This is a genomic window from Microcystis sp. BLCC-F209, assembly GCF_041928595.1.
Taxonomy (GTDB): Bacteria; Cyanobacteriota; Cyanobacteriia; order Cyanobacteriales; family Microcystaceae; genus Microcystis.
Genome location: NZ_JBHFLL010000087.1, coordinates 18394 through 35197, shown reverse-complemented (window position 1 = coordinate 35197; position 16804 = coordinate 18394). Strand labels below are relative to the sequence as shown.

At 41.7% G+C, this 16804-nt stretch carries 9 protein-coding genes; 5 read left to right on the top strand and 4 right to left on the bottom strand.

Annotated features, from left to right (window positions below):
• On the bottom strand, nt 1–79 hold a 79-nt coding region (locus ACE1AQ_RS05555), incomplete at its 3' end, for a transposase DNA-binding-containing protein (protein WP_141705471.1).
• 1224 nt (nt 80–1303) lie between these two features.
• Here ACE1AQ_RS05555 and gltB point away from each other — a divergent pair.
• The 4 genes from gltB to ACE1AQ_RS05535 all read left to right on the top strand — a co-directional run bounded on the left by gltB (nt 1304) and on the right by ACE1AQ_RS05535 (nt 12384).
• Nucleotides 1304–5908, top strand: a complete 4605-nt coding sequence (gene gltB, locus ACE1AQ_RS05550; RefSeq protein ID WP_110543790.1) for a glutamate synthase large subunit — start codon at nt 1304–1306, stop codon at nt 5906–5908.
• 68 nt (nt 5909–5976) lie between these two features.
• Nucleotides 5977–6309 carry a type II toxin-antitoxin system Phd/YefM family antitoxin gene (locus tag ACE1AQ_RS05545; protein WP_002763237.1) on the top strand — a complete coding sequence of 111 codons (333 nt, stop codon included), beginning with the start codon at nt 5977–5979 and terminating at the stop codon, nt 6307–6309.
• A gap of 179 nt (nt 6310–6488) precedes the next feature.
• Nucleotides 6489–8675: a DNA cytosine methyltransferase gene (locus tag ACE1AQ_RS05540; RefSeq protein WP_002803192.1), complete on the top strand. Its 2187-nt coding sequence runs from the start codon at nt 6489–6491 to the stop codon at nt 8673–8675.
• A 241-nt stretch (nt 8676–8916) separates the two neighbouring features.
• Nucleotides 8917–12384 (top strand): type ISP restriction/modification enzyme, encoded by a 3468-nt coding sequence (locus ACE1AQ_RS05535; protein ID WP_110543792.1) that lies wholly within the window; start codon nt 8917–8919, stop codon nt 12382–12384.
• 868 nt (nt 12385–13252) lie between these two features.
• Here ACE1AQ_RS05535 and ACE1AQ_RS05530 read toward each other — a convergent pair.
• The 3 genes from ACE1AQ_RS05530 to ACE1AQ_RS05520 all read right to left on the bottom strand — a co-directional run bounded on the left by ACE1AQ_RS05530 (nt 13253) and on the right by ACE1AQ_RS05520 (nt 14758).
• Nucleotides 13253–13672, bottom strand: a complete 420-nt coding sequence (locus tag ACE1AQ_RS05530; protein WP_008206626.1) for a YraN family protein — start codon at nt 13670–13672, stop codon at nt 13253–13255.
• 167 nt (nt 13673–13839) lie between these two features.
• Complete coding sequence (locus ACE1AQ_RS05525) at nt 13840–14217, bottom strand: DUF3110 domain-containing protein (RefSeq protein ID WP_002795498.1); 378 nt, start codon at nt 14215–14217, stop codon at nt 13840–13842.
• A 79-nt stretch (nt 14218–14296) separates the two neighbouring features.
• On the bottom strand, nt 14297–14758 hold the full coding sequence (locus ACE1AQ_RS05520; RefSeq protein WP_008206630.1) for a DUF2996 domain-containing protein: 462 nt from the start codon (nt 14756–14758) through the stop codon (nt 14297–14299).
• Nucleotides 14759–15377: 619 nt separating this feature from the next.
• On the opposite strand from ACE1AQ_RS05520, the gene ACE1AQ_RS05515 reads away from it, so the two are divergent.
• Nucleotides 15378–16796 (top strand): AAA family ATPase, encoded by a 1419-nt coding sequence (locus ACE1AQ_RS05515; RefSeq protein WP_106909132.1) that lies wholly within the window; start codon nt 15378–15380, stop codon nt 16794–16796.
• The last annotated feature ends 8 nt before the right edge of the window (nt 16797–16804 follow it).

Below are 16804 nucleotides of genomic sequence, written 5' to 3'. Positions count from 1 at the left end.
CGATACTGATTAACCTTTTCTTTCTTCTGGTGTCCCCTAGGTCTGCATACTGTAATTCTTGGGCTGCCCATTTCTCCATTTTTTTGCTTACCTCCACCTTAATTCCTTCTTTCAAAACTATACCTATCAATCGTTTCCCCTTTTTTTAAGTTTCTTCTCTTTTTGTTAAGAAAGATCTGACTAATGGATAGCCTTGATAACGGGGGTGTCTGATAATTTTTAACGCCTACCTACTTAAGTATTTTTACTCAAGTCTCTGGAGGGGGACAGCTTATGTGACAGTTGAGGGTGCGGAATGTGGGCTAGATGCTATGATATCTGTTGAAGTAAAAGCCAATCAAATAAATGACTGAAATAGCTATTACAGGGTTTCTCAGATTGTGCTTCACCTTGACGATAAAGGCTGTAGAAGGAGTGCCAGATTACAGGCGAAACAGTTAGGATTGTCCTTATTTATAGTGGATATTACTTGTCAAAATCGCACTTTGTTTTAGAGAATCTTAACCTTTGATCCCAATCTAAAAAACATCATGCTAATTTCTTTTCTCCATAGATGGTTAACTGCCCCCAACGAAAAACTCTTCAGTTCCAGAAATTTATCGGCAATTTCTCCAGGAAGTATTAAGCTGTTTTGAATCTAAATTGCATATTCGATTTTTCCTCCTGCCTCCTGCCCCCTGCCGACCGCCTGATCTCAACAAGCAATTTAAATTACGAACAGCTTAGGGACCTGGGTAGGAATAATATCCCAGCCAGACAGTCGCTCTGTAGAGGAATCAGACAAGCCATAAATGTTACATTATCAAAGCGCAAGTCCCTTACCAGACTTACAGGTGTAAGTTGGTCGTGGTTACAAAATTACGTCAACGTCTCGACTTCGCTCGACGTTGACCCATCCCGAAGCCGAAGGGTCAACAATAAATTGGGAGCTGTCCCCCGTTAAGTAAAGGTTCGTTGAAAAATCAAAAGGCCAATTAGTTATAGAGTGTGATCAAATGTGGTCTTTAGTTTATTGTAAGAAGATATAAGGTATATATTTGGCTGGCAATTGATAGAACAGGGAAATTTAGATGTTTCACCCCCATCCAGGGGATTTTCGATGACAATTCCTGAGAGCTACTATATCATGGTAGATCACCTGTGATTCCTCAGACCGGCCAAGATAAAGATGGCAACAGGCAAAAATTAGGAAAAATCAGCGACAATCGAAACGGCAAGATCAAAAAAAATTCTATTCTAGATTGACCTTATCAGCAGACCAACTCTCCCACCCTTCTAGACAACGACCCTAAGGATAACTTCTATGGCGCAACAAAATAACCTAAAAACCGACAATATACACCAAATCGATCCCTATTGGGGTCCCCGATGGCTCGTAGAGGAACGGGACGCTTGCGGAGTCGGTTTTATTGCCGATGTGCGCGGTTCCGGCAGCCATCAACTGATTGAACAGGCCCTTTTAGCCTTAGGTTGTTTGGAACACCGGGGAGGCTGCAGCGCCGATCAGGATTCCGGGGACGGTTCCGGTATGATGACCGCTATCCCCAGAGATGTCCTCGCTCCTTGGTTCGCCGAAAATGGCTTAAATATGCCAGAATCTGAGCGTCTAGGGGTGGGTATGGTCTTTCTTCCCCAAGCGGCCCAAGAACGAGCCGACGCTAAAGCACACATCGAAGAAATTGTCAATAAATATAATATTAAGATTTTAGGTTGGCGTGCTGTTCCCGTCCGTCCCCAAGTCCTCGGAAGACAAGCAAGGGAAAATCAACCCTACGTCGAGCAAATTCTGGTGACTTCCCCCGATTTAGCCGGTTCTCAATTCGATCGCCTACTCTATATTGCCCGTTCTGAAGTGGGTAAGCAACTGGCCGATGATTTCTATTTCTGTTCCTTTTCCTGTCGCACCATAGTCTATAAAGGCATGGTAAGGGGCGAAATCCTGCGAGAGTTCTATCTAGACCTGCAAAATCCCGCCTATAGCAGTCAATTTGCCATTTATCACCGACGTTTTAGCACCAATACCCAACCAAAATGGCCCCTCGCTCAACCGATGCGCTTATTGGGTCATAACGGCGAAATTAACACCCTTTTGGGCAATATTAACTGGATGTCGGCCCGGGAACCAGCTTTAGAAACCCAAGGTTGGACCCACGAAGAATTACAATCCCTGACCCCCATTGTTAACCCCGCTAACAGCGACTCCTATAACCTCGATAGCGCCCTAGAATTATTGGTGAGAACCGGTCGCAGTCCCCTAGAAGCGGCTATGATCCTAGTGCCGGAGGCCTACAATAATCAGCCGGATTTACAGAATTATCCCGAAATTATCGACTTCTACGAATACTATAGCGGTTTACAGGAACCCTGGGACGGCCCAGCTTTACTGGTCTTCAGTGACGGGGGAATCGTCGGCGCTTGTTTGGATCGCAACGGTTTGCGACCGGCCCGTTATAGCATTACTAACAACGGTTATATCGTCGTCTCCTCGGAAGCGGGAACTATTCCCCTCGATGAAACCACCATTATGGAAAAAGGTCGTCTCGGCCCCGGTCAAATGATCGCAGTTGACCTAGAAAAAGGCGAAATTAAGCGTAATTGGCCGATTAAACAGGAAATTGCCCGCGCTAATCCCTACGGTGCATGGGTGAAATCCCAACGCACCTTTATTGACAAAGAAACAGCGATAGACATTCCCACCCCTAGTAATCTCCTTCCCCTGCAAACCGCTTTCGGTTATACATCCGAAGATGTGGATCTGATAATCGTCCCCATGGCAGAACAGGGAAAAGAACCGACTTTCTGTATGGGTGATGACACTCCCCTAGCAGTCCTCTCCAGTAAACCCCATCTTCTCTACGATTACTTTAAACAACGTTTTGCCCAAGTTACTAACCCTCCCATCGATCCTTTACGCGAAAGTTTAGTCATGTCCTTGACTATGTATCTGGGACGACGGGGTAATATCCTGAAATTAGGGGTTGATGACGCACATTTACTGAAATTAGACTCTCCCCTGCTCAATAATGCGGAATTAGCCAAAGTTAAAACCTCTAGCTACAAAACAGCCGAACTTTCTACCCTTTATGATCTGACCACCGGACCGGGGGGATTAGAAGATGCGATCGCTAATTTGTGCGCTGAGGCCGCCAAGAAAGTAGCATCGGGAGCAGAAATTTTAATTCTCAGTGACAGAACTGCTCCTATTGACGAAAAAACTAGCTATATTCCCCCCTTATTAGCCGTTGGTGCCGTCCATCATCACCTGATTCGCTCACACTTGCGTTTAAAAGCTTCGATCGTGATCGACACGGCCCAATGTTGGAGTACCCATCACTTCGCTTGTCTAATTGGTTATGGAGCTTCCGCAGTCTGTCCCTATTTGGCCCTAGAAACGATCGCCCAGTGGTGGATCGAGCCAAGAACGCAGAAATTGATGGAAAACGGCAAATTAGAAGCTATTAGCCTCGAAAAAGCCCTAATTAACTACCGCAAATCCGTAGAAGCGGGATTACTGAAAATCCTCTCGAAAATGGGTATTTCTCTCCTATCTTCCTACCATGGGGCGCAAATTTTCGAGGCGATCGGATTATCGGCAGATTTAGTTAAACTAGCTTTTAACGGTACTACCAGTCGCGTTGGGGGTTTAAGCATTGCTGAAGTGGCCCAAGAAGCGATCGCATTCCACCGTCAAGCTTTCCCCAATCTTACCGCCAAAAAACTAGAAAACTACGGTTTTGTCAACTACCGTCCGGGGGGAGAATACCACATGAATTCTCCGGAAATGGCGAAAGCACTCCATAAAGCCGTGGCCGCTCACTCCCAAGGTCAAGGATATGACCATTACGAAACCTATCGTCAAATCTTGCAGCAAAGACCCGCTACTGCATTGCGCGATCTATTAGAATTTAACAGCGATCGAGCCTCAATTGCCATCGAAGCAGTAGAATCGATCGAAAGTATCCTGCAACGCTTCTGCACAGGGGGAATGTCCCTCGGTGCCTTGGGCCGGGAAGCACACGAAACCCTAGCGATCGCCATGAATCGCATCGGAGGTAAGTCCAATTCCGGAGAAGGGGGAGAAGATCCGATCCGTTACACCAGCTTAAGCGATGTGGATGCCGAGGGACATTCCGTGACCATGCCTCACCTAAACGGCTTAAAAAACGGTGATACGGCTAATTCTGCCATTAAACAGATAGCTTCGGGTCGTTTTGGAGTCACTCCCGAATACTTAATGAGTGGAAAACAGCTAGAGATTAAAATGGCCCAGGGAGCAAAACCGGGAGAAGGAGGTCAATTACCGGGGAAAAAAGTCAGTCCCTATATTGCCATGTTACGGCGATCAAAACCGGGTGTTACCTTGATTTCTCCCCCTCCTCACCACGATATCTACTCGATCGAAGATTTAGCACAATTAATCTACGATTTACACCAAATTAACCCCCGGGCCAAAGTTTCCGTCAAATTAGTGGCCGAGATCGGTATCGGTACAATTGCGGCCGGAGTTGCCAAAGCTAACGCTGATATTATCCAGATTTCTGGTCACGATGGTGGTACAGGTGCATCACCCCTAAGTTCGATCAAACACGCGGGTAGTCCCTGGGAATTGGGAGTGACGGAAGTGCATCGGATGTTAATGGAAAATCAACTGCGTCATCGGGTGATTTTGCGTGCAGATGGGGGACTGAAAACCGGTTGGGATATCCTCATGGCTGCTCTGATGGGTGCGGAGGAATTCGGTTTTGGTTCCATTTCCATGATTGCTGAGGGGTGCATCATGGCCCGCGTCTGTCACACGAATAATTGCCCTGTGGGAGTCGCTACCCAGCAGGAACGTCTGCGCGCTCGTTTTCCAGGAATTCCTGCTCATGTGGTCAATTTCTTCACTTTAGTGGCTGAGGAAACGCGGCAATTATTGGCGAAATTAGGCTATCACAGTTTAAATGAGGTGATTGGCCGAGCAGATCTGTTAAAAGTGCGCTCCGATGCTCGTTTAACTAAGACAGAATCCCTCAATCTTGATTGTTTGTTGAATTTACCCGATGGACGTGGCGATCGCTCTTGGTTGCAGCACGAGGAAGTACATAGTAACGGTGCTGTTCTCGATGACGATATTCTAGCCGATAGCGAGATTAAACAAGCGATCGAGCAACAGGAAACCGTCAGCAAAACCTACAGGATTGTCAATACCGATCGCTCTGTCGGGGCGAGAATTGCGGGGGTAATTGCCCAAAAATACGGTAATGATGGCTTTGAAGGCGAAATTAAGCTCAATTTCCAGGGTGCGGCCGGTCAAAGTTTCGGAGCATTTAATTTACCCGGTGTCAATCTCCATTTAGAGGGAGAAGCTAACGATTATGTGGGTAAAGGCATCTACGGCGGCGAAATTGTCATCTTACCGCCCCAAAACGCCAATTATCAGCCCGAAGATAACGCTATTATCGGTAATACCTGTCTCTACGGGGCTACCGGTGGGGTGTTATACGCGAATGGTCGCGCTGGTGAACGTTTTGCTGTCCGCAATTCCACCGCACAAGCGGTTATCGAAGGGGCCGGGGACCACCTCTGTGAATACATGACCGGGGGGGTAATTGTCGTGCTTGGTTCCGTCGGTCGCAACGTCGGCGCCGGGATGACGGGAGGATTAGCTTATATCCTTGATCCGTCCCTACCGGAGAAACTCAACCCCGAAATTGTCAAGATTCAACGGGTTGGCACGGCTGCCGGTGCGGAACAGTTAAAATCTTTAATTGAGGCCCATGTAGAACGCACTAATAGCCCCAAAGGTAAGTTAATTTTAGCTAATTGGGATAGCTATCTCGGTCAATTCTGGCAAGTGGTCCCTCCCTCGGAAGCGGATAGTCCCGAAGCGCAAATTAGCGCGGAGAAAACCTTAACTTCGGTGTAATTTCCTCGGGGTGCGTTACTCTTGGTTAACGCACCCATTGATTAATTTTTTGACTGCGGAGTTGATTAATGGCCATGCTGCCCATCCCCACCACCTATACTAGCTATACCCAAGCACAGGAACATTTTCTTCAGGTTTTAGAACAAGTAGAACTGGGAAACTCGATCGTTATTGTCCAACGTCAGGGTCATCATGATGTGGCCTTGATTGCTGCTGACGAATTATCCGCTTTATTAGAAGAAGTTTATCTTTTGCGTTCTCCAGCTAACGCTCAACGACTTTTTCAGTCCTTAAATTGGTCACAAGAAAGATTATCTCAGACAGCTGCCACCACTTCTCTAGAAGAATTACGTCAAGAATTGGAGACCGAGATTGAGCAAGAAAAAGCCGCAGAAGTCTGAAACCGAAATTGTGCGAGTTTTTACTCAATTATACCTAATCTAGTATCTCCAAATTGATTATATGGGGACATATTAATCTTAATTATCTAGACTACAGTTTTTATCGCTGCATAAGTCGGAACATTTGCTAAAATTTAGGATATATTCACTTTGGCTATCTTTGATGTCATAATTTGGCAATGACAAACGAAAAACTCAGATTTATCGATCTTTTTGCTGGTATTGGAGGATTTAGATTAGCTTTCGAGAGCGTTGGTTATGACTGTGTATATTCTTGTGAAATAGACGAAAACTGTCGAAAAGTATATTTCAATAATTTTCAAGAAATTCCCGATCAAGATATTAGAAAAATTGCTATTCATGACCTCCCTGATTTTGAAGTGTTGACAGCAGGATTTCCCTGTCAACCCTTTAGCATTTCTGGAAAACGAGCCGGATTTAGAGATACAAGGGGAACTCTATTTTTTCACATCTGCGAAATAGTAGAATTAAAAAAGCCGAAAATAATTCTTCTGGAAAATGTTAAACACCTAATTCACCTCGACAAAGGCAAAAACTTAGATATTATTTTGCATTCTTTGGAAGAACTGGGTTATTTAGTTGATTATAAGCTCTTAAATGCCAAGGATTTTGGTGTGCCGCAAAATCGAGAAAGAATTATTATTATTGCTACCCAAAATAAAAAATTTAATTTCAACTCATTAAAATATACTTCACCAATACCTAAGTTACGCGATTTTCTGTCTCCTCAAGGCAATTTTGAATACTTAGATAAAAAAGAATATACTCTCATTGATAATCCTACCTTACAACCATCAGGATTAATTTTTGTCGGTTATCGCAATAAAACTATCTGGAAAAAAGGTATCAGACCAAATACAGAACATTTATCCCGGGTTCATCATCAACCTAACCGAATTTATTCGATCGATGGAGTACATCCTACTATACCATCTCAGGAAACATCTGGACGTTTTTTTATTTATATACCCGAACAAGATCAGGTGCGTAAATTAACTATCCAAGAATGCTATCGACTGATGAAGTTCCCCGATAGCTTTCAAATTCATCCTAACTTAGCTGAGTCTTATAAACAGGTGGGTAATTCGGTTTGTATTCCCATGATTCAAGAGTTGGCTATTGCCATTAAGAAACATATTTTTGAAAACAATTCTAGAGTATCCTTAAAGGAGTTTTCTTTTTCTCGTCAGAATATTCAATTGGAAATTATCGGATTAGATTTTATGAACCATAAAGAAAAGTTATTAGACATTTATGACCAATCCTTAAATTTAGATGATCGGCAACCACTGCCTCCTCAACCCTATCAAAACTATATCCAACAAATTGCTACTAATTGCTCAAAACAAAAGGGAGTTTATACGGTTTTAATAACTTTATTAGTTCATAAAATTCTCTATCCTAATCAAGATATTAGATACCATCAAACTAATTTACCTGGAGGATTTTCAGGAAGAACTATTGATACTCAGTATATTACTCCCACCTTGAAACAATTGGGATTACCAGCTATGGCAGAAAGTGGCTGGCTAACTCGTTCTTTAGAACAACCCTTTCCCTATACTTTAGATTATCAAGGTAAAATTAGTAACCAAAAAACCAAAGATGCTTTTCTGGGTTTAATTGATTTTATTGAAACTAATCCTCAACAAGCTGAAGTTATTTTAAGGCTTTTACTTCATCAAGTTAATCAGATTATCCAGACTCAAAAGATTAAAATTTTGAAGATAGATAATCCTGAACCTTTTGATATCAACACTTTGAGCAGTTGCCTAGAAAATCATTTTAGTTTCAATTATCAAACTCGCGGAGCTTCCAAATTACCTGTTTTAGCACTATATGCAATTTATCAAAGGTTAATTATAGAAGTAGAAAGATACAAATCCTGCACATTAAAACCTCTAGGCAGTCACACAGCTTCTGATCTAACTTCTGGTAGTGCAGGAGATATTGAGATTTTTGATAAAAATAAACAATTAGTAGAAGTTATTGAAATTAAGCATGGTAAGTACATTGATTTACAAATTCTCCGAATTGCCAAAGATAAAATTATCAAATTTAATCCGAGAAGATATTATATCCTATCATCGTTTGATGTTAAACCCACAGAAGTGGAGTTAATCATGTCTGAGATTCAAACTATCAAAAACAATCATGGTTGTCAAATAATCACCAATGGTATTATACCGACAATTAAATATTATCTGAGACTGATATCATCTCCAGAAGAATTTGTCAATAGCTATTCCCATCTGATTGAAATAGATTCGGAATTACAAACTATTCATAAATTAAAATGGAACGAAATTTTATCTAATCTTATTTCTCCAATTGAACAAATCTAAACTAGCGAGCTATACTATGGCCAAAATATACCATCTCTGGTGACAGCTTTTCTTAAGATGAAGTGTAACCTAATTGGGTATCGACGACCGACACCCCACAATCTGTCCCCACGAAAAACTTTTTCGGCCAACCCTATCTAGACTACACTTTTTAAGTAGCTAGACACAATTAATTACACATACTTTTGCCTTTTGCCTATCCTAACCAAGAAGTTAATTTTGTCCTATTACTTTATTACTCATGAATCCCCTCGTTAATTATTTTCGCAACCTGCAAGAAATCCACTCATCCCAAGCAGCAGTAAAAGAAACCTCCTACTACGGCACTCTCGAAACTCTCCTCAACGAAATCGGTAAAACCCTAAAACCGCGAGTACGCTGCATTATCAACCTCAGAAATCAGGGTGCGGGATTGCCGGACGGGGGACTTTTTAACGTCGATCAATTCCCCAAAAATCAAGAATTAGAACCTTTTACGGCGATTTTTCCCGAAAGAGGCGCGATCGAGATTAAGGGAACCAAAGAAGATATAAAAAAAATCGCCACCAGCGAGCAAGTACAAAAATACTGGCAAAAATACGGTCAAGTATTAGTCAGCAATTATCGCGATTTTCTGCTCATCGGTCGCAATAGCCAAGGTCAACCGGTGGAATTAGAAGCCTATAGTTTAGCCCCGTCAGAAGCCGAGTTTTGGCTAAAAACCTCAAATCCATCCAAATTCGCCGCCGAACACGGTGATAGCCTCTTAGAATACCTAAAGAGAGTGCTTTTACAGGCGGCTCCTATCACCTCACCGGCCGATGTTGCTTGGTTTCTTGCTTCCTATGCGCGGGACGCAAAAGCACGCTTAGAACATCATTCCGATCTTCCCGCTCTGGCCAATATTCGTCAAGCTTTAGAAAATGCCCTCGGTATCAAATTTGAACGGGAACAGGGAAATAAATTTTTTCGTTCTACCCTCGTGCAAACCCTCTTTTATGGTTTATTTTCTGCTTGGGTATTATGGCACAAGCAAAACCTCAATCGCGAGGATAAAGAGGATAAGTTCGATTGGAAATCCGCAGCCCACCATCTCCATGTTCCCATGTTAGCGATCCTATTTGAGCAGATCGCCGCACCGAGTAAGTTAAAATCTTTGGGATTAGTAGAAGTTTTGAATTGGACGGGTGCAGCTTTAAATCGAGTGCGACGAGAGGAATTTTTTCGTCAATTCGATGAGGGACAAGCGGTGCAGTATTTCTATGAACCATTTCTGCAAGCTTTTGATCCTGATTTACGCAAAGAATTGGGAGTTTGGTACACTCCTCCGGAAATTGTTCGCTATATGGTAGCGCGAGTCGATCGAGTTTTACGAGAAGAATTAAATATCGAGGACGGTTTAGCTAATCCCGATGTTTATATTCTCGATCCTTGCTGTGGAACTGGTGCTTATTTAGTCGAGGTTTTGCGCTATATTACCGATACTTTACAGGAAAATGGGGCGGGTGCTTTAGCCATGGCTTTGGTGAAAAAGGCAGCCATAGAAAGAATTTTCGGTTTCGAGATTTTAACCGCTCCTTTTGTCGTCGCTCATCTACAATTAGGTTTATTCCTGCAAAGTTTGGATGTACCTTTAATAGAAGATAGTGAACGAGTCGGGATTTATCTGACTAATGCTTTAACCGGTTGGCAACCTCCCGATGAGGAAAGTAAACAGAAAATTCAACAGCTACAATTAAGTTTTCCGGAGTTAAATAAGGAACGAGAAGCAGCCGATGAAGTTAAGCGCGGTAAACCGATTTTAGTTATTCTCGGTAATCCTCCCTACAATGCTTTTGCTGGAACCAGTCCCGCAGAAGAAGCAGGTTTAGTGGAAGTGTATAAACAGGGTTTAATCTCCGATTGGGTGATTAAAAAGTTTAATCTGGATGAGTTATATGTGCGCTTTTTTCGTTTAGCGGAAAGATGTATTTCAGAAAATACTGGTAAAGGGGTTGTTTGTTATATTTCTAATTTTTCCTATCTCGGTGATCCTTCTTTTGTGGTGATGCGGCAAAGATTTTTACAAGAATTTGATCGTCTTTGGTTTGATTGTCTCAATGGGGATAGTCGCGAAACGGGAAAGTTAACCCCTGAAGGTAATCCAGATCCTAGTGTTTTTTCTACTCAATACAATAAGGAAGGGATTCGAGTCGGGACAACTATCGGACTAATGGTAAGAAAGGAAGTAAGGAATAAAAATGTTGATGTCTATTTTCGCCATTTCTGGGGAGTTGCTAAACGAGAACAGTTATTAGATAGTTTAAATAATCAAGATTTTGATGCTTTTTATCAAGTCTCTAACCCAGAAAAATCTAATCGTTATTCTTTCCGTCCCTCCGATGTTTCTTCTCACTATTTAGCATGGCCAAAGTTAACAGATTTATCTTGTCAAGATTCATCATTAATTATTCCATTACAGGGTATGGATGAAGATCGTGCAAATGCACTTATAGATTGTGATCAAGATATTTTATCATTAAGAATGCAAAAGTATTTTGATAAAACAACTGACTGGGATGAATTTTTAACTTTAAAAACTGGGTTAAGTCGAGATAGTGCGTCTTTTGATGCTAAAACTGTACGAAAAAAAGCACATCAATTAGATTCGTTTAAAGAAAATAACCTGAAAAGATATAATTTCCGTCCCTATGATACAAGATGGTGTTATATTACTTTAGCCCCTAATGTTTGGAAAAGAGTAAGGCCAGATTTATATGTACAGTACACATATAAAAATTTATTTTTATTAAGTCGTTCTAAAGGAGTTGCTCAACCAGAAGGAATTCCCTTTCTATTTACTCAAAGTCTTTTTGCTAGGGATTGTATGAGAGGTCATGCAGTTGCATTTCCCATGTTAATTTATCCTTCTGCGAAACATGAAGCAAAAAAACAAGATAAATTATTTAATTTTGAAAGTTATACAACTGTTAAAACAAAAGCCAATCTCTCAGAAAAATCTCGTCAATACTTAAATCAACTGAGTATTAATAATCTTGATGAAAATATCGAGAATGCTTCCTTAATTTGGCTGCACGCATTAGCGATTGGATACTCTCCCTTATATCTTCGGGAAAATGCCGACGGGATTCGTCAAGACTTCCCAAGGATTCCCCTTCCTAATAGCCAAGAATTATTAATTAAATCTGCCCAACTAGGACAAGCGATCGCCTCTCTTTTAGACACAGAAAACCCCGTTATAGGAGTCACCAAAAAACCGACCCCTGCACTGCAAAAAATCGCCTTGATTTCCTGCACTGATGGGGGAAATTTAAACCCAGATAAGGGGGATTTAATTATTAACGTCGGTTGGGGACATGGGGGTAAAAATGGTGTGACAATGCCGGGTAAAGGAAAAGCGATCGCCAGACAATATACAACCGCAGAAATGAGCGTAATTAGCCCAGAAATGCGAAAATTATTAGGAACCAAAACCTATGATATTTATCTCAACGATCGAGCCTATTGGCAAAATATACCGGCCCGGGTTTGGGAATATACTATCGGGGGTTATCAAGTTATTAAAAAATGGCTAAGTTATCGCGAGGAAAAATTATTAGGACGGGGATTAACTATCGCAGAAGTGCAGGAAGTCAGCGAGATGACTAGGAGAATTACTGCGATTATTCTCCTAGAATCAGATCTAGATGATAACTACCAAAATATCAAAACAGCCGTGTATTCTTTTTAATTAGGGTTGGCTGATTAAATAGAGTTCTTGCATAAGTAGGTAGGCACAATTATTTGTAGGATGGGTTAGCGGTAGCGTAACATAATCGGGCGTTGGGTTTCTACGTTCATTTTATATTTAATTCCACCCACCTACTTAATTAATTTTTGAGGGTTTAAAAACGGCAAAAATAAGGATTAAATTGCCTAAAATTCCTAAATAGGGTTTGCTGAATAAATCTAAAAACCTTGTTGGGTAAGGCTTTTAGACTTTTTGTCAATCAAAAAGTGCCGACCATTGGAGTGATCAGGGGGAAAATTCAGGTACTTTTTCCCTAAAAATTAGGTAATTGGCCACCTCAAAATCGGTAAAACCCCACACCCCACCTGCCCCCCCGATGTCGGGGGGGTTGGGGGGGCCACACCCTGCCTCCACCAACAAACTTGTTCAGCAGACCCTATCTATAGTTTTGTAACGGCAAATTTTGCTAAAAATCAATAAGTGTAAACTTTCATCACAAGCTCGATCTAGTCCTGACAAAGGTGTTATATTAAAAACATAAGGCACAAGGGAAGCGACTCAACTTCCTTACAGGCAAAAAGACCTAGAGCCTGTGCCACCTGCTCTAGCTCAACGCAACAGCTAAATCGGACGCAGATTCTCAAAGTTTGTAAAGTAAAGTATGGTTTCGCCTCTGTCGCTCAAGATAGGACAGATGGAGTGGGCTGTAATCAGCACCTGAGTCGGTAAACTGAGAAATCTTGATAGTTGACAGATAGACTGTTGTGAGTTCCGTAAACCTCTATTGTATTGAGTCCGTTAAATTTTTAGGAGTCCATATCGTTTGTACAGGATGAAGCCCGCCTCCCTAGGCGGGCATATTATGTTTTTAGAAAACCGCCACGAGATATTCCTGTAATTGCAATTGATAACCTGCCCGTAGCTGACAGGGATAATCAAGGGAAAACTCAGGTAAAGCGAATAGAGAACTTTTTTGACAACTAACTAAAGCCACATCGAAGCGACAGGTTAAATCGGACCATTGGGGATAAAAGGAGAGAAATATCTGGGCGGCTTCGTAAATTTTCCCCTGTTTACGGTCATCGATTGCTAATTTGCCCCCTAAATCCCAATTGCCAGCGCTGCGGGTTTTCACCTCGACAAAAGCGAGAATCGCCTGAGACTTAGACAAGACGATTAAATCGATTTCACCGCTGCCACTACGCCAACGACGCTGGAGGATATGCCATTGCTGTAATTGCAACCAATCCGCCACCAAATTTTCGCCCAATTCCCCCACGGTTGTCATGTTCAGTTATCAGTTATCAGTGGTCAGTTATCAGTGGTCAGTTATCAGTGAACAGGGAACAACGTTGATTGATTATCCTGTCTTCTGACTCCGAACTCCTGACTACTGGCTACTGTCTCCTGTCTCCTAACCAAGCAGGACAATTTTCGATTTTTACCAGAGGTCTATTACAAAAGTCCTTCTAGACGACGACGGATGCTGTCTAACTCCGCATCGGGAATCTCGGAAAACTCCTCTTCGGCGGGGGGGACTTCCTCTTTTTGCCAATCCAACTCGGAGGCATTGCTTTCGGGGGGAATTACCAACATACCCGCTTCAATCATTTCCGCTTGATAGCCGGCGCCGCGACAAAATTCTGCCACTTCCTCCGAATCAATTTTCTCTACCGTGGGAGTCGGAAAATCCTGTGCCTCTAACAGCAGTGCATAACGGGTGGCATCATCTTCCGATTCAAACATCAAAACCTTATTGATAGCTCCCATTTGAATGGTGTGGATACCTTCATTTTCTGTGCCTGCGTTAAAAAGTAGTACAAATACACGCATAGTTACTATTAGCGATCGATAAGCAGTGGTCGTCTATGCTCATTTTACCCCCCTTCTCGATCGCTAATCCTCAGCAATTTTAGTTTCTCGTCAACCACTTTTGACCGTTAAGCCGTTGCAGGGTGTAAAACAACAGTAAATCAAGACTTACTTTCTTTTCATCGATCATAAATGATTCAATTGTACTAGGTTGAGCGCCGCCCTCAGCCTGGGAAAAAGCTTTTTTGCCATTGATGTTTTCTTCCAAAAAATAAATGCTAAATTGACGCATTCCCCCGAGCCAATTGCCGGTTAACTGCCAACAGGGAGAGCTAGAAAAGCCCTGCACGGCAATTTTATCCTGTTTAAAGGACAGCTTCATATCAGTTATACCCAGCTTTTGCAAGGCTGCCGCCAGTGCGGGTTGAAAATGCTGCTCGATAAATTCAGCAAAGGGTTTTTCCTCGACGGTAGGATCCTTGGGTTTTTTAGCAGGCGCGGGTTGAGCCGGTTTTTCTGCTGCTGCTGTCGGAGTTGCGGGGGTGGTGGTTTCTTCTGCCATAGGAATTAATCTGGAATGGGTAGGTAGTTACAATTATATTTTCTCCCGGGTTATCGGTTATCAGTTTTTTTTAGCTATCAGCTTTTATGGGATTAATCAGCCATTTTTCTAGTTAGCCCTCTTTCATCACTCTGGGAGAGTTAAAATGAGAAGGATGTAGGGAGAATTGGCAGAGTCCTGTGAAGTCAAGAAGTCCAAAGATTGAACTAGATTCGTTAGCAGTCGTTCCCACTAGAGGAGCGAGCAATATTGAAAGTTACGTCAACCCAACTGTCCCCCCAAATGACTCCATCTTTGTCATCAGGAGAAACAATAGGTTTTAGTTTCTGGAGAGTTATCAGTTATCATTGCCTACCCCCAGTCGTCGGGAGCCTGAAATAAGAGATATTTTAATTTTCATCCCCTTGAAAGAAGAGGATTGTTACCTCTTGTTCTTGGTCAAATCCTACAGAGTCTGATAAAATCAATCTCTGAGAGACTTGGTTAAGATCATAATTATTCTCCCTCTGTCAGCCAATGTCTAGATTATAGTAGGACAGTATCGGGCGAAAGTTGATAAGATTTTCCAGTATGGTTAAATATTGCGCTGATGTTTTAATATTACCTATCGCATAAAACTATGATTACTTATATTAAAATTCATGGCTTTAAATCCTTTCATAATTTTGAAATGGTATTCACGCCGCTTACTGTAGTCGCTGGGGTTAATGCTTCTGGTAAGAGTAATTTATTTGATGCTTTGCAATTGTTGACGCGGCTGGCAGAAGTGGATCTGAAGACGGCTTTTAGCGAGCAACGAGGACATCCTAGCGAACTTTTTACCCAGTATGATGAGGACGACTACGCCACAGAAATGGAATTTATAGTTGAAATGTTAGTCAATCGCAAGGTAAAAGATAATTGGGGTGGGGAAGTCGATCTTAAATATACAAGGTTGCGCTATCAATTAAAAATTAAACGAGAGTCTAATATAAGTGGATTTGAAAACTTGTATATTGTTGATGAAAGTTTAGAAAATTTAAAGCACAATGAAGATAATTGGGTAAAAAATTATATTCCTAAGACAGTATTGGAAACTTGGCGACCAAAAGTAGTAACGGGTAGGAGAGCCATTCCTTATATTAAGACTGAAGATATTAATGGTATTGCTACCATTGTTCTACCTCAAGACGGTCAAGCGGGGAATAAAAAAGTATTTCCCGCAAAAAACGCATCACAAACTGTTTTAAGCAGCATTAATACCATAGATTTTAAACATATATTAGCCGCCAAACAAGAAATGCTGAGTTGGAAGTTTATGCAGCTTAATCCCGAAGATTTGCGAGAACCTACTCGTCAAGATATAGGCATCAGAGATACAATAACAGCAAGCGGAAAGAATTTAGCCGCTGCTTTATTTCGCATTAAACAAGATGATGAATATACCCTCACAGCAATTTCCCGTGATCTCAATAATCTGCTACCAAATCTTACAGAAGTTAATGTTTATGATGACAAAGCAAATCGACAATTTATTATCAAGGTAAAAAGTGATGATAATCGGGAGTTTTCTTCGAGAGTGCTTTCCGAAGGAACCCTACGTTTATTAACATTATGTGTCCTGCAATACGACCGACAACACACAGGATTACTGTGTTTTGAAGAGCCAGAAAATGGCATTCATCCTTTTCGTATTGAAGCAATGGCAAGATTATTAAAAGAGCTAACTGTCGATTTTGAAGATACTGAAATGCCTTTACGCCAAGTAATAGTGAACACTCATTCTCCGGTTCTGGTGAGTCAATTAATTAATTGGCAAGATGATAAAAATGTCAGCATTTGGCTTTCTCAACTTACCACTATAATATCCACTATTGAAGGGAAGCGAATTAAGATGAAAAGCAGTAATTTTCACCCTGTTATCAAAGAGAATAAAAAACAATTAACCTTATTTTTCTCCGAAAATGAGGCCAAGCTAACTCTCTCGGAAGTTGTCGAATATCTAAAAACTGCTGATGCTGAAAGTGCGATTAAAAATATTAAAAATCAACAAAACTAATTAATGTA

Bases quoted from the DNA above. Each gene is read 5' to 3' on its own strand.
- gltB (WP_110543790.1), top strand. From the start codon at position 1,304: ATGGCGCAACAAAATAACCTAAAAACCGACAATATACACCAAATCGAT.
- ACE1AQ_RS05545 (WP_002763237.1), top strand. From the start codon at position 5,977: ATGGCCATGCTGCCCATCCCCACCACCTATACTAGCTATACCCAAGCA.
- ACE1AQ_RS05540 (WP_002803192.1), top strand. From the start codon at position 6,489: ATGACAAACGAAAAACTCAGATTTATCGATCTTTTTGCTGGTATTGGA.
- ACE1AQ_RS05535 (WP_110543792.1), top strand. From the start codon at position 8,917: ATGAATCCCCTCGTTAATTATTTTCGCAACCTGCAAGAAATCCACTCA.
- ACE1AQ_RS05530 (WP_008206626.1), bottom strand. From the start codon at position 13,672: ATGACAACCGTGGGGGAATTGGGCGAAAATTTGGTGGCGGATTGGTTG.
- ACE1AQ_RS05525 (WP_002795498.1), bottom strand. From the start codon at position 14,217: ATGCGTGTATTTGTACTACTTTTTAACGCAGGCACAGAAAATGAAGGT.
- ACE1AQ_RS05520 (WP_008206630.1), bottom strand. From the start codon at position 14,758: ATGGCAGAAGAAACCACCACCCCCGCAACTCCGACAGCAGCAGCAGAA.
- ACE1AQ_RS05515 (WP_106909132.1), top strand. From the start codon at position 15,378: ATGATTACTTATATTAAAATTCATGGCTTTAAATCCTTTCATAATTTT.